Raw genomic sequence first — 14,471 nt, forward strand, 5'->3', positions numbered from 1 at the left:
CTTCCCCGCAGGCGAACATGCCCACCCCCACAGATCGTGACATCGTGGGCATGAGCAACCCACCCCGGGTTACCCGGCCGCTCCGCATGTCGTCAGCGAAGGAGCCCACGCCATGACCAACGGCTACCCTCCTGACCCCTTCGGTGAATTCCTGGCCCGCTTCTTCGGCGGATCCGGCGGAGCCCGCGGCGCGCCCCGCCACATCGACATCGGCCGCCTGCTCAGCCAGCCGGCCCGCGAGCTGGTCAGAGGGGCCGCCCTGTACGCCGTCGAGCACGGCAGCCGGGACCTGGACACCCAGCACCTGCTGCGCGCCGCCGTCGCGGCCGAGCCCACGCGGAGCCTGCTGAGCCGGGCGGGCGCGGACCCGGACTCGCTCGCCTCGGAGATCGACGACCGGGCCGGCCCGGTCCAGCACCCGCCGGGCGAGGTGCCCCCGCCGACCTCGCTGTCGCTGACGCCGGCCGTCAAGCGCGCCCTGCTGGACGCGCACGACATGGCGCGGGCGAGCGGCGCCGGGTACATCGGCCCGGAGCACGTACTGAGCGCGCTGGCGGCCAACCCGGACTCGGCGGCCGGGCACATCCTGAACGCGGCCCGGTTCTCGGCCGGCTCCCTGCCGCCCGAGGCCCAGGAGGGCACCCCGGTCCGGGTGGAGCGGCAGCGCGCCACCGGCACACCCACGCTGGACAAGTACGGCCGTGACCTGACCGACCTGGCCCGGCAGGGCCGGATCGACCCGGTCATCGGCCGGGACACCGAGATCGAGCAGACCATCGAGGTGCTGTCCCGGCGCGGCAAGAACAACCCGGTGCTGATCGGTGACGCGGGCGTCGGCAAGACGGCCATCGTGGAAGGCCTCGCCGAGCGGATCGCCGACTCGGACGTCCCGGACGTCCTGGCGGGCCGCCGCGTCGTCGCCCTGGACCTGACCGGCGTCGTCGCCGGCACCCGCTACCGGGGCGACTTCGAGGAGCGCCTGAACAACATCGTGGAGGAGATCCGCGCCCACTCCGACAAGCTGATCGTGTTCATCGACGAGCTGCACACCGTCGTGGGCGCGGGTTCCGGCGGCGAGGGCGGCTCGATGGACGCCGGCAACATCCTCAAGCCCGCGCTGGCCCGGGGCGAGCTGCACATCGTGGGCGCGACCACGCTGGAGGAGTTCCGCCGGATCGAGAAGGACGCGGCGCTGGCCCGCCGGTTCCAGCCGGTCCTGGTGCCCGAGCCGACCGCCGAGGACACCATCGAGATCCTGCGCGGGCTGCGCGACCGGTACGAGGCCCACCACCAGGTCCGCTACACCGACGAGGCGCTGGTGGCCGCCGTGGAGCTGTCCGACCGGTATCTCACCGACCGGCGGCTGCCGGACAAGGCGATCGACCTGATCGACCAGGCGGGCGCCCGGGTACGGCTCGGTGCCCGCACGAAGGGCGCGGACGTGCGCGCCATGGAGCGCGAGGTGGACCAGCTTGTCTGCGACAAGGACCAGGCGGTCGCCGGCGAGGACTACGACAAGGCCAAGGAGCTGCGCGACCGGATCGGCGAGCTGAAGCAGCGCATCGCCGAGGCGAGCCACGAGGACGAGGCCGACGAGGGGCTGGACCTGGAGGTGACGGCGGAGGCCATCGCCGAGGTGGTGTCCCGGCAGACCGGCATCCCGGTCAGCCGCCTCACCCAGGAGGAGAAGGAACGGCTGCTCGGCCTGGAGGAACACCTGCACCAGCGGGTCGTCGGCCAGGAGGAGGCGGTCGCCGTGGTCTCGGAGGCCGTGCTGCGCTCCCGTGCGGGCCTCGCGAGCCCGAACCGGCCGATCGGCAGCTTCCTGTTCCTCGGCCCGACCGGCGTCGGCAAGACCGAGCTGGCCCGGGCGCTCGCCGAGGCGCTGTTCGGCAGCGAGGACCGCATGGTGCGGCTCGACATGAGCGAGTACCAGGAGCGGCACACCGTCTCCCGGCTGATCGGCGCCCCGCCCGGGTACGTCGGCCACGAGGAGGCCGGTCAGCTCACCGAGGTGGTGCGCCGGCACCCGTATTCGCTGCTCCTGCTGGACGAGGTGGAGAAGGCCCACCCGGACGTCTTCAACATCCTGTTGCAGGTCCTGGACGACGGCCGGCTGACCGACTCCCAGGGCCGGACGGTGGACTTCACCAACACGGTCATCGTGATGACCAGCAACCTCGGCTCGGAGGCGATCACCCGGCGCGGTGCCGGGATCGGGTTCGGGCCGGGCGGCGCGGGGGCGGACGAGGAGGCCCGGCGCGAGCGGATCCTGCGGCCGCTGCGCGAGCACTTCCGGCCGGAGTTCCTCAACCGCATCGACGAGATCGTGGTCTTCAGGCAGCTGACCGGAGGACAACTGCGGCAGATCACCGACCTGTTGCTGGAGGGCACGCGGCGGCTGCTGGACGGGCAGGGCGTCACGGTCACGTTCACGGACGCGGCCGTCGACTGGATCGCCGAGCGCGGCTACCAGCCGGAGTACGGCGCCCGGCCGCTGCGCCGCACCATCCAGCGGGAGGTGGACAACCAGCTGTCCCGGCTGCTGCTGAACGGCACGATCTCCGAGGGCAGCCGGGTGACGGTGGACGTCCGGGACGGACGGCTGGACTTCCGTGCCCAGGAAGGCCAGCCGCCCGCACCGGAGTTGTAGGCCCACGACACGCCTACGACACGCTGCGGCCTACGGCGCCGGGTCCACGACCATCGCCGAGCCGCCGCCGCGCCGTACCTTCTCGGCGGCGGCCAGCCACTTGCCGCCCGGCAGCCGTTGTACACCGGTCGCCGCGCCGATCTCGGGGTTGAGCTTGAAGGAGTGGCCGATGGCCTCCAGCTGTTTCCTCAAGTCGGAGTTGTAGAGCGCCGGTTCGAGTTCCGTCTGGGCCGCGTTGCGCTGGCTGGCGCGGGGTGCGGCGATGGCGTCGACCAGCGGCAGATGCCGGTCGAGGAACTCGGTGAGGGTCTGCAGCACGGTGGTGATGATGGTCGCGCCACCCGGCGAACCGAGTGCCACCACGGGCCGGTTGTTCTGGTCCAGCACGATCGTCGGGGAGATGGAGGAGCGGGGCCGCTTGCCCGGGCCGGGCAGGTTCGGGTCGTGCACGGCCGGGTTGGCGGGGGCGAAGGAGAAGTCGGTCAGCTCGTTGTTGAGCAGGAAGCCCCGGCCGGGCACGGTGATGCCGCTGCCGCCGGTCTGCTCGATGGTGAGCGTGTAGGAGACGACGTCGCCCCACTTGTCGGCCACGGTCAGATGCGTGGTGTTCTGGCCCTCGTACGTCGTCGGGGCCGCCGTACCGCCCTTGCCGCAGGCCGCCGGGTGGCGCGGGTCGCCGGGGGCGAGCGGGCTGGTGAGGACCGCGTCGTCCTTGATCAGGCAGGCCCGCGAGTCGGCGTACCGCTGCGACAGCAGTTCCTTCGTCGGTACGTCCTCGAAGGCGGGGTCGCCGACCCAGCGCCCGCGGTCGGCGAAGGCGATCCGGCTGGCCTCGATGAAGTGGTGCAGGTACTGTGCCTCGCTCGCCTTCGACAGGTCGGTGTTCTCCAGGATGTTGAGGGCTTCGCCGACCGTGGTGCCGCCCGAGGAGGAGGGGGCGATGGAGTACACGTTCAGGCCGCGGTACGACGTCCTGGTGGGCGCCTGGAACTTGGCCCGGTAGACGGCGAGGTCCTTCTCCTCCAGCTTGCCGGGGCGGGCGTTCCAGCCGGAGGCGGTGTCGACGGGCGGGTGTTCGGCCGTCTTGACGATGTCGTCGCCGATGTCCCCGCGGTAGACGGCGTCGATGCCCCGGCGGCCCAGCTCCTCGTAGGTGCGGGCGAGTTCGGGGTTCTTGAAGGTGGAGCCGACGACAGGCAGCTGTCCGTTGGGCAAGAACAGCTTCGCGGTGTCCGGGAAGTAGCGGAACCGGGTCTCGTTGGACGCGGTCTGCGAGCGGAAGGTGTCGTCCACCGTGAACCCGTCGCGGGCGATCCGCTCGGCCGGCCTCAGGACCGTGCCGAGCCGCTTGGTTCCCCACTCGTCCAACGCGGTCTGCCAGGTGGCGGGAGTGCCGGGGGTGCCGACGCTCAGGCCGCTGCTGACGGCGTCGGCGAAGGCGAGCGGCTTGCCGTGCTCCAGGAACAGGTCGGAGTCGGCGCTGAGCGGCGCCGTCTCGCGGCCGTCGATGGTGTGCACGGTGCGCGACTTGGCGTCGTAGTAGACGAAGTAGCCGCCTCCGCCGATGCCGGCCGAGTAGGGCTCGGTGACGCCGAGCGCGGCGGCGGTGGCGACGGCCGCGTCGACCGCGTTGCCGCCGTGTCTGAGTACCTCGATGCCGGCGGCGGAGGCGTCCGCGTCGACGCTGGAGACCGCGCCGCCGTAGCCCACCGCCACGGGAACCTTGGTGGGCGTGCCGGTCGTTGTCGCGGCGGGCGGCGCCGCCGCCCCCACCGACACCAGCGCGGCCGAGACCGCCAGAACCGCCATTCTCCGCGTGCCAGGACGACCCATCCGTACCTCCCGTCGGGACAGTCCGCGCAGCGTAACCAGATTGCCGTAGTACCGACAGTACGCCTGGGTGTCCTGCCACACGACCGTCACGTGTCGAACACGGGTACGTAGCGTTGGCCCGGGACCGCTACCATGCGCGGCCATGAACGACGACGTGCGCAACATCGTCCTGGGCCTGGTGGCGACCGGGATATCGGCCTCGCTGGGCTGGCTCGCCCGTACGTATCTGTGGCGGCGCAAACTGCGGCGCAAGCAGGAGTTCTTCGGGCTGCCGGACAACTCCGAGTCACTGCTCGTCGTTCCTCGCGCGTCGGGTGGACCGGAGCTGTCGGTGAAGCGCTACGACATGTACGCCCTGCTGGAACTCTCCGCCCTGATCAAGGACTGTCATGCGCGCGCCCAGGTGGTGGGACATGACGGGGCCCAGCAAGGGTTCGGCGAGCGCACCGAGTTCTGTGTCGGCGGGCCCTACTCGAACCGCCGGATGGCGGCCCACCTCTCCTCGCTGCTGCCGGGTGTGTGGGTCAACACGGAGACCGAACCGGTCGCGGAGCGAGGCATGTTCCGGATCGGCGGGGAGCAGTACCGCATGGAGCGCGGCCGGAGCGAGTACGTCCTGCTCGCCCGGCTCACCGCGAGCGGGCAGACGGACGCCCGCCCGGTCTTCCTCTTCTGCGGCCAGCGAGCCATCACCAACCAGGCCGCCACCCGCTATCTCGCCCGCCACCACGAGCGGCTGCGCCGCAAGCACGGCACCGGGTCCTTCGTGCTGCTGCTGAGGGTGGTCAACTCGCAGGCGTACGGCCCTGATGTGGTCGAACTGGTCGCGGACGTGACCCGGGCGGCGCGGACGCCGCTGCCCGAGACGGCCTCCGCCGACACGGCCGCTTAGCGGTTCAACAAACTTTACCGGTACGTAACTTACTGGCGGGTTACTTGCGGTAAGGGGCCAGGTTACCGTCGGGTCACTTTGCATTTGGACTAGTGAAGGAGTGACCCATGGGACACGGTCGCACCGCACTGCGCGCCTCCGCCGCGGGAGCCGTCTCGGCGGCGCTCATCGCCGGCGGCGTCGGTCTGGCGCCCGCCGCTCAGGCCGGTACCCCGTCCACCCGGTTCGTCGACATCACCGGCGACGGCGGCACCGTACTGAAGGCGAACGTCGTCACGCCCTCCGGCGCCGACGGCTCGCACAGCTACCCGCTCATCGTGCTGCCCACGAGCTGGAGCCTGCCCCAGGTGGAGTACCTGGCGCAGGCTCAGAAGCTGGCCGACGCAGGCTACGTGGTCCTCACCTACAACGTGCGCGGTTTCTGGCAGTCCGGCGGCAGGATAGAAGTGGCCGGTCCGCCGGACATAGCGGACGCCTCCAAGGTCATCGACTGGGCCCTCGCCAACACCCCGGCCGATCCGCGGCACGTCGGCATGGCCGGGGTGTCGTACGGCGCCGGGATCAGCCTGCTCGCCGCCGCCCATGACAAGCGGATCAAGGCCGTGGCCGCGCTCAGCGGCTGGGCGGACCTGGTGAACTCGATCTATTCGGGCCGCACCCAGCACGTCGAGGCGCTGGGCGTGCTGGACGGGTCGGCGACCCTCACCGGCCGCGAGAGCCCCGAACTGCGCGAGATCTTCGACAACCTGTACTCCTCGAACCTGTCGAAGGAACAGGAGATGATCGACTGGGGGCGGAAACGTTCCGCCGCGACCTATGTCGACCAGCTGAACCACAACGGCACGGCCCTCATGCTCGCCAACGCCTGGGGCGACACGGTCTTCCCGGCGAACCAGTACGCCGACTTCTACCAGAAGCTGACCGTGCCCAAGCGGCTCGAACTGCGCCCCGGCGACCACGCGACCGCCGAACTGACCGGCCTGTTCGGGCTGCCCAACGACGTCTGGACGGACACCGAGCGCTGGTTCGACCACTATCTGAAGGGCGCCGACAACGGCATCGACCGTGAGCAGCCGGTCCAGCTGAAGTCCCGTAGCGCGGGGGGATACGAGGGCTACCCGAACTGGAAGTCGGTCGAGGCGACGCGGAGGAAGTTCACGCTGATGGGCTCCACCACGATCCACGCGAACGTGGACTCCGGCGCGGACGGCGGAATCGTGTTCCTGTCCAGCATCCTCGACCAGATCGCCCAGCTGCCGCCCATGGCCTCCATCCCGCTGCTGCCGCGCCGCTGGGCGGCCGTCTGGCAGTCGGAGCGGTACGGCAGCACCCAGAAGGTGCGCGGCACGGCCACCCTGCACACCACGCTCACCCCGACCGCGGAGAGCGGCACCCTGATCGCCTACCTCTACGACGTGGGGCCGCTCGGCATCGGCAAACTGGTCACCAACGCGCCCCTTACCTGGCACGGGCGGACACCCGGCGAGCCGTTCGGCGTCGACCTGGACCTGTTCTCCACGGCCTACGACGTCCCCGCCGGGCACCGCCTCGCGCTGGTGGTCGACACGGTCGACCCGCTGTACATCGAGCACAACCCGTCCGGCGCGCAGCTGACCTTCTCCTCGCCCCCGGACGACCCGTCGTACGTGTCCGTCCCCGTGCGCGAGCAGTGATCTCCGGCTGCCGCCGGACGAGCATGGCCCGTGTGAACTGCCGCCCCCTGGGGTCTCGCAGCATGCAGAACGGCACATCTTAGTCGAGGTTGGCGGCGACGGGCTTCCCGGCAGGGAGGAACTCCTCCTCGCACAACGGGGCATCCGCGTGGAGTACGTGAACCGGCCGGTGTCGAGGAGGAGATACCGGCTCAGGTCTCGGCGATCTCCGCGTACAGCTGGGACAGCTCGGGGACACCGCTCGCGGCCCAGTCCTGCCCGGCGCCCGCCACCTCGATCTCACGGCCGGAGGCCAGCCGTACGACGGGCTCGCCGTCGGCGCGGATCAGCCAGGCGGCGCCGGGCACGGTGCGCACCACGACCGTGCCCAGATACAGTCCCGCGTCGTTGCCCAGCCGGGGCAGGATCTCGGCGTCGTCGCGCCAGCGTGGGACCAGCTGGTCCAGGGCCTCCAGGGAGGCCGGGGTGTCGTCGAGGCGGACGCCCGCCCGGGCCGCCTGCGAGCGGAGCAGTTCACACTCGGACAGCAACTCGGCGATCCCCTCCGGGTCGGCGGGGGTCGCCCCACCCCCGCCTTCACCGTGCTTCTTGTTCCGGTGGCCCAGGAACGGAAGGTTCATGGACCCAGCGTGGCATCAGACGTCGAGGTCGACCACCACCGGAGCGTGATCGGAGGCACCCTTGCCCTTGCGCTCCTCGCGGTCGACGTAGGCGTCCTTGACGGCCTTGGCGAACGGCGCGTTGCCGTACACCAGGTCGATGCGCATGCCGCGGTTCTTGGGGAAGCAGAGCTGGCGGTAGTCCCAGTACGTGAACGGGTGGTCGTACTTCAGCGGGCGCGGCACCACGTCGTTCAGGCCGACCTCGCGCAGGGAGATGAGGGCGGCGCGCTCGGCCGGGGTGACATGGGTGGAGCCCTCGAAGACGGCCGGGTCGTAGACGTCGTCGTCCGTCGGCGCCACGTTGTAGTCGCCCATGACGGCGAACGGGCGGCTGCCGCCGGCGTCACCGGCGACGGCCGCCTTCAGGGCCTCGAACCACTGGAGCTTGTAGGCGTAGTGCGGGTGCTCCACCTCGCGGCCGTTGGGGACGTACACCGACCAGACGCGGACCGGGCCGCAGGTCGCCGAGATGGCGCGCGGCTCGGTCACGCCCTCGAAGCCGGGGTCGCCGGGCAGGCCCTTGACGACGTCCTCGAGGCCGACGCGGGAGAGCACCGCCACGCCGTTCCACCGGCCGGTCGCGTGGACCGCCGACGCGTAGCCCAGCTCGCGCAGCTGGTCGGACGGGAACTGTTCCTCGGCGACCTTGGCCTCCTGCAGGCAGAGCACGTCGGTGCCGCTGCTCTCCAGCCAGGCCAGCAGCCTCGGAAGGCGGGCGGTGATCGAGTTCACGTTCCAGGTGGCGATGCGCATGTCCCACAACCTACCCGGAGCCGCTGACAACGGGCTCAGACCTCGGCAGACGCCCCCGGGGCCAGCCGCTGGTGGTCCGTGCCGCCCAGGGCACCGATCTGGCGGTCGTAGATCGGTCGGGCCAGGTCGGTCAGCAGGGCGTCGTGGACGTCGTAGGCGCGCCGCGGCCGCACCTCGCGGACGTAGTCGATCACCTCGGAGATCTTGTTCCACGGGGCCATCACCGGGAGCATCAGCGTCTGAACCGGATGGGCGGGGACGGTGAGGGCGTCGCCGGGATGGAAGACCTTGCCGCCGTCGATGAGATAGCCGACGTTGGTGATGCGCGGGATGTCCGGGTGGATCACGGCGTGCAGTTCGCCGTGGACCTGCACGTCGAAGCCGGCCGCGGTGAAGGTGTCGCCGTGGCCGACGGTGTGCACCCGGCCCGGGAAGGCCGCCGTGATCCGTTCGGCGACGGACTTCAGCGTCCAGATCCGGGCCGCGGGGTTGTTCTCCATGGCGGCCCGGAGCCGGAACTCGTCGAAGTGGTCCGGGTGTTCGTGCGTGATCAGGATGGCGTCGGCGCCGAGCGCGGCGTCCTCCTCGCTGAAGCCGCCGGGGTCGATGACGAGCGTCTGACCGCCCTTGTCGAGGCGGACACACGCGTGGGACTTCTTCGTGAGCTTCATGTCACACCATCCTGCCGTGCCTGCCGTGTACGGCGGCACGGGGCTCACCCGGCGTTCACTCGGCGGGCGTGGTCTCCTCCTGGACGACCTGCTGAGCCACCCGGAAGGCGCTGTTCGCGGCCGGCACCCCGCAGTACACGGCGGCCTGCAGCAGCACCTCCTTGATCTCGTCCGGGGTGAGCCCGTTGCGCAGGGCGGCCCGGACGTGGAAGGCCAGCTCCTCCAGATGGCCGCCCGCGACCAGCGCGGTCAGGGTGACGCAGCTGCGGGTACGGCGGTCCAGGCCCGGCCGGTCCCAGATCTCGCCCCAGGCGTAGCGGGTGATGAACTCCTGGAACTCCCCGGCGAACCCGTCGGACTGGGCCAGCGCCCGGTCCACGTGCGCGTCGCCGAGCACCTCCCGGCGGATCCTGAGCCCGGTCTCGTAGCGGTCGGGCCGCGCGGCGGGCTGTGCCGGTACGGCGGCCGGGGCTATCTCGGCGACCGGCGTGACGTGGGGCGCCGCGGCGATGGCCGGGTTGACGGGGGCGGCCGGCAGGGCGGTCTGGCCGGTGTCGTAGGGCTGGTGCCAGGCGGTGGAGAAGTGGTGCACCAGCAGGTCGGTGACGGCCGCCGGCTGCTCGACGGGGACCAGGTGGGAGGCGCCGGGGACGACCGCGAGCCGGGCGTCCGGTATGCCGGCGACGAGGGTGCGGGCCTCGGCGGGCCCGGTGACCTGGTCGTCGGAGCCGACGAGCACGAGCGTCGGCACGCCGACCCGGCCGAGCTCGGTCCTGACGTCGAAGGAGGCGAGCGCCTCGCAGGCGGCGATGTAGCAGCCCGGGTCCGTGGTGCGGACCATCTGCACGGCCCACTCGGTGATCGCCGGCTGGGCCGCGGCGAAGGAGCCGGTGAACCAGCGGTCCGGCGAGGTTCGGGCGATGGGGTCGAGCCCGTTGGTACGGACGATCACCCCGCGCTGCCGGAACTCGTCGGGGGTCCCGAACCGGGGCGAGGCCGCGACCAGCACCAGCGAGGCGAGCCGCTCGGGGTGGCGCAGGGCCAGTTCGATGCCGACGGCACCGCCGAGCGCGCAGCCCGCGTAGCCGAACCGCTGCACGCCGATCGAGTCCAGTGTGGCCAGCAGCCGCATGGCCAGCTCGGCGACGGATCCGGCCGGGTGGGCGGGGGCCCCGCCGTGACCGGGAAGGTCGAACCGCAGGACCCGCCACTGCTCGGCCAGCTCCGGCACCTGGCGGTCCCACATGTGCCAGGTGGTACCCAGTGAGGGACCCAAGATCAGGACCGGAGCGTCTTCTGGCCCGTCAAAGCGGTATTGCAGGGTGTTCGGGGGTGTCTCACTCACGCCCCAGACCCTCTCACGTCTCACGGACGCCCCTATAACGGGGGAACGCCGGGTACCGTTCTGACCAGGTTGAAGACCTCGCGGGCGGCATATCGCTTGAGGCATCGGATGATCTCGCGCCGGGTCTTGCCTTCCTGGGTGCGGCGTTCGTAGTACGCCTGGGTTCGGGGGTCGTGGCGCAGGCGGGTGAACACGATGCGGTGCAGGGCGGCGTTCGCCCGGCGGTCGCCGCCGTGGTTGAGCCGGCGCGTGCTCCGACGGCCCAACGAATACTCGACTGGGCTGACTCCGCAAAGGGCAGCAAAGGATGCCTCGGTCTCCAGTCGCTCGGGGTTGTCTCCCATGGTGATCAGGAGAGTGACGGCGCTGTCCGGACCGATGCCCACCTGTTCGATTAGCTGTGGGGCGTGGCGTTCGACGAGCCGGGTCAGGCGCTGGTTCAGCTCATCGATCTGCCCGGTGAGCTGCTCAACGCGCTCGGCGAGCATACGCAATGTCAGGTGAGTGGCCTGGGCCACCGCGTCCTCGTCTCCCCCACCGCCGGATAGGCCGAGGCGTGCGCAGGTGCGGAACAGCTCGCGGTTGCCCAGGCTGGACAGTCGTTCCCGCAGGGCGGGATCGGCGATGACCAGGACGGCCTTGAGCTGGTTGATCGCCTGGGTACGGGCCTTGACCGCGGAGTCCTTGGCGAGCTTGAAGATCCGGGCGCTGTGCACCGGACCGTCGCCGGACTTGGCCCGGGCCCGGGCGCGGCCACTGAGCACGGCCCGCGCGGCGGCCTGCGCATCGAGCGGATCCGACTTCCCCAGCAACCGGCGGGCCGAGCGGTCGGGGCGGTTCACCTCGTATACCTCGACCTGCTGCGCCAGCAGGTAGCGGGACAGGCCCGCGCCGAAGGTGCCGGTGCCCTCTACACCGGCCCGGCGCACCGTCCCCCGCTTGCGGGCCCACACGAGCAGCCGCCGGTAGCCGGCCACCGTCGCCGGAAAGGACTCGGTGCCCAGGATCTTGCCCAGCGGGGACACCACGGCGGCGACGTGCACCTCACCGTGCGTGTCCACGCCGAGCACGACCTCTCTCCGCACGGGAGGATCCGTACTGGAGGAGGTGCTGCGCTGTCTGGTCGTCATGGTGGTTCGCCTCCCGCGGGGTGACACGCCGAGTGGACGGCACCGGCCCGCTCGGGCGGTCTGAACCGTGATGGCGCCTGGAACTCGGCAAGGCCCCTATAGGGACACGCCCCGTGGCTCGGTGACAGCAGACGCCATCCCGCAACGACAGTCGACAAGTCCGTGACTGGACACTTCGGTCAAAGATCTCAAGAGTCAGACCCCCGTCCGGGACGGCACTGCACAACCGTCCCATCGATCCCAGCGCAACGGCACGACCCGACCACGGCCGGATGGTTTCGTCCGAACCGGCGCCCAACCTGGCCGGAGCAGGCTGACACTGAGATGACTCCCCGCCCACTCGCGACCGGCAATGACGGACAGCCTGTGACCCGCCTTACTGGTCGCCCTCCATCGGCCATCGCACGAACGGCTTCGAGCCCTCATTCTGGTGCACGGTTGTCCGCAAGTCATGGAGCGGGCTGCCAAAGAGACGGCCTAGCAACTCGGCAAGAGCACCGGCGAGTGCTGGGCGGCGGCCAAGAGCGGCCGGTGTCGGCCGGTCAGTCGGGAACAGGCGCTGGATGCCCTGCGGCAGAACGTGGCGCCGTGCATCCACTGCGGACCGGATACGGAACTCGGCCTACTCGAGTAACGGGGAACCAGCAGCACCGCACGAAGGGGCGCCCGCGTGGAAGGCATGGCGCATGTGGGCGCTGCCGGACCCGATGCTCGCGGCCCCCGTCTCCGACCCGGCGCCGCCCGATGGGTGGGCCGCCGAGGAGAAGTGGGACGGTTCTCAAGACACCTCGTGATGTCTCATTCGCGTTGGCACCGTTCACCTAGGTCACGACTGGTCCTTCGTGCGTGCGGCTGAGGCTTGCCGGGTGTCTGCGCCGGCGCTGACGTGCCGCTGGGTCTCCTGGGGGCCGTGCCAGTCCAGGCAGACGGCGGTGGCATCGTCTTCGAGCCGGCCGTCGGCGGCGTCCCGGACCGCGGACGTCAGCGCCAGCGCGGTCTCCCTCGGGTGCAGATTCCGGGTGCACCCCAGCAGGGCGGGCAGATCGACCTTCTCTCCGTGACGTTCGAGCATGCCGTCGGTGAACATGAGCAGACGGTCACCGGGCCGCAGGTCGAGGTCCTGCACACGGTACGGGTGGGGAGTCAGCTCAGACAGCCCGAAGGGATGGTCCACCTCGCAGGTGATCGTCTCCACAGCCCCGTCGCGCATGCGCAGCGGCCAGGGATGACCGGCGTTGACGAATTGGGCCCGCCCGGTATGGAGATTGATGCGCAGGAGCTGCCCGGTGGCATGACCGTGGCCGTGTTCGATCAGTGCCTGGTCTGCCCGGTGGGCCTGTTCGCCCAGGCCGGTGCCCGCCCGGCGGGCACCGCGCAGGGCGCCCACCAGGACCGTGGCGGCCAGGGCGGAATCCATGTCGTGGCCCATGGGGTCGGTCACCGACACGTGCAAGGTGTCGCGGTCCACGGTGTAGTCGAAGGTGTCGCCGCTGAGGTCCTCGGAGGGCTCCAGGTTCCCGCACAGGGTGAACTGTGCGGCCTCGCACGACAGCGACAGGGGCAGCAGCTGGTACTGGATTTCAGCTGCCAGGGTGGCCGGCTTGGAGCGTTTGCCCCAGGTGTAGAGATCGGTGAAGCGGCCGTTGGCGATCACGATGTAGGCCAGGATGTGGGCGGCTTCCCCGACTGCGTCGAGCACGTCCTCGCCAGGGCCGGTCGGCAGGAGCAGTTCCAGCAGCCCGATCGCATCCCCGCGGTTGGTGACGGGCACGATCACCCGCTGCCCCTCGCCGGTCGCGTCCTGATACAGGCGCTGGGTACGGATCACCTCCTCGTAGACACTGCCGAACAGGGGAACCCGCTCGGCCTGCCGCCCACCTTGAGTGGGAGCGGTGGACAGCCGAGCCACCGCCTTCCCCGTCAGGTCCACGATGAGGAAAGAGACCTTAGTGGCCTCGAAACGCCGCCGCAGGTCCTCCGCGATCACGTCGACGGCGTCCGCCGGCGCCGCTGTCTCCGCTGCTGTCAGCAATCGAGTGAGCCCACTTTGTCCACCGCTCACGACCGCAGTCCCTTCCGCAACCCCCCACCAGCTTGGTAATCACCGCAGTGAGCGTCAATCCGTGAACAGTCACGCTCCGGCGTTCGCCCGCGGACGGGGCCGCCACGGCTGCTCTGTACAAAAGCGGCTCGACGGGCCCCTGTCTTATGAGACACACCAGAGTCTGGAGAACGATCGCTGGCGAGCGCTGCTCTCTCTGGATGCCGGGCGTTTGGTGTTGCGCTCTCGCAGGGGCAGGAACCTCGCACCCTCCTTCCCCTAGGTCCGTTCCGGGCGCGGTCCAGCTGCCCGACGCGACGGCCCTGGACGGCGAGCTGGTCGTACGGGAAATCCAGCAGGCTCGCCTTCGAGCGACTCCAGGGTCGCCTCCAGCGGCGCGGTGCCGGCGCTGCCCGGCTCGCCGAGCAGTGGCCCGCCCACTTCGTCGCCTTCGACTTGTTGCGCCTGGCGGGCACCGACACGACCAGGTGGCCGTACGCGGGCGCCGCAGGGCTGCTCTGGAACGCCTCTTTGCCGAACAGAACCTCACCGCGCCGTGGGCGCTGTGCCCGTCGTTCCCGCTGACCTGGGGATTCACGAAACTGCGGACAGAGCCCTGAAAACGGCCAGGGCTACTTGTCGCCCCACTTGGTCCGGCGTTCAACGGAGTGGGGAGTTTCAGCGAGCGTCGCGCCCGCTGCCGACCACGCGGCCGGTACGTTGGCGGCCACCGGTCCCGGCTGACGTGGACCTGCAACGCAGCCGGCCCGCAATCCCGCAGTTCAGGGGCGGCCACTCCGCCGACATGACCGCCGAAT

10 protein-coding genes and 1 pseudogene are annotated in these 14,471 nt (G+C 70.6%); 4 read left to right on the top strand and 7 right to left on the bottom strand.

The annotated features are described in order from the left end of the window. Positions 1–112: 112 nt before the first annotated feature. Entirely contained in the window at positions 113–2,653 is a 2,541-nt protein-coding gene (locus tag ABT288_RS10395; protein ID WP_351604785.1) for an ATP-dependent Clp protease ATP-binding subunit, read from the top strand. Between the two features lie 30 nt (positions 2,654–2,683). Here the strand turns inward: ABT288_RS10395 and ggt are convergent, their stop codons facing one another. Continuing rightward, positions 2,684–4,462 (bottom strand): gamma-glutamyltransferase, encoded by a 1,779-nt coding sequence (gene ggt, locus ABT288_RS10400; RefSeq protein ID WP_451335770.1) that lies wholly within the window; start codon positions 4,460–4,462, stop codon positions 2,684–2,686. Positions 4,463–4,628: 166 nt separating this feature from the next. On the opposite strand from ggt, the gene ABT288_RS10405 reads away from it, so the two are divergent. Both ABT288_RS10405 and ABT288_RS10410 read left to right on the top strand, forming a co-directional pair. After that, a complete protein-coding gene (locus tag ABT288_RS10405; protein ID WP_351604791.1) occupies positions 4,629–5,378 on the top strand; it encodes a hypothetical protein in 750 nt (249 codons plus the stop codon). A gap of 107 nt (positions 5,379–5,485) precedes the next feature. Further along, the gene (locus ABT288_RS10410; RefSeq protein ID WP_351604794.1) at positions 5,486–7,051 is read left to right on the top strand and encodes an alpha/beta fold hydrolase; all 1,566 of its coding nucleotides are present in this window, start codon (positions 5,486–5,488) and stop codon (positions 7,049–7,051) included. Between the two features lie 191 nt (positions 7,052–7,242). Here the strand turns inward: ABT288_RS10410 and ABT288_RS10415 are convergent, their stop codons facing one another. The 5 genes from ABT288_RS10415 to ABT288_RS10435 are packed head-to-tail and all read right to left on the bottom strand — an operon-like array spanning position 7,243 to position 11,612. Beyond that, positions 7,243–7,671 (bottom strand): DUF6278 family protein, encoded by a 429-nt coding sequence (locus ABT288_RS10415; RefSeq protein ID WP_351604797.1) that lies wholly within the window; start codon positions 7,669–7,671, stop codon positions 7,243–7,245. 15 nt (positions 7,672–7,686) lie between these two features. Further along, complete coding sequence (locus tag ABT288_RS10420) at positions 7,687–8,466, bottom strand: exodeoxyribonuclease III (protein ID WP_351604800.1); 780 nt, start codon at positions 8,464–8,466, stop codon at positions 7,687–7,689. A 35-nt stretch (positions 8,467–8,501) separates the two neighbouring features. Then, positions 8,502–9,137 (bottom strand): MBL fold metallo-hydrolase, encoded by a 636-nt coding sequence (locus ABT288_RS10425; protein WP_351604802.1) that lies wholly within the window; start codon positions 9,135–9,137, stop codon positions 8,502–8,504. A 55-nt stretch (positions 9,138–9,192) separates the two neighbouring features. Beyond that, a complete protein-coding gene (pcaDC, locus tag ABT288_RS10430; protein WP_351604803.1) occupies positions 9,193–10,482 on the bottom strand; it encodes a bifunctional 3-oxoadipate enol-lactonase/4-carboxymuconolactone decarboxylase PcaDC in 1,290 nt (429 codons plus the stop codon). 32 nt (positions 10,483–10,514) lie between these two features. Then, positions 10,515–11,612, bottom strand: coding sequence for an IS110 family RNA-guided transposase (locus ABT288_RS10435; protein ID WP_351604805.1), 1,098 nt, complete (start codon positions 11,610–11,612; stop codon positions 10,515–10,517). 508 nt (positions 11,613–12,120) lie between these two features. Here ABT288_RS10435 and ABT288_RS10440 point away from each other — a divergent pair. Next, positions 12,121–12,246: pseudogene (locus ABT288_RS10440) on the top strand (DUF6233 domain-containing protein); the annotation flags it as partial. A 192-nt stretch (positions 12,247–12,438) separates the two neighbouring features. Here the strand turns inward: ABT288_RS10440 and ABT288_RS10445 are convergent. Continuing rightward, entirely contained in the window at positions 12,439–13,644 is a 1,206-nt protein-coding gene (locus ABT288_RS10445) for a PP2C family protein-serine/threonine phosphatase (RefSeq protein ID WP_351604806.1), read from the bottom strand. Between the last annotated feature and the right edge of the window lie 827 nt (positions 13,645–14,471).

It is taken from the genome of Streptomyces sp. NPDC001093 (genome assembly GCF_040298985.1).
In the GTDB taxonomy this organism is placed as follows: domain Bacteria; phylum Actinomycetota; class Actinomycetes; order Streptomycetales; family Streptomycetaceae; genus Streptomyces.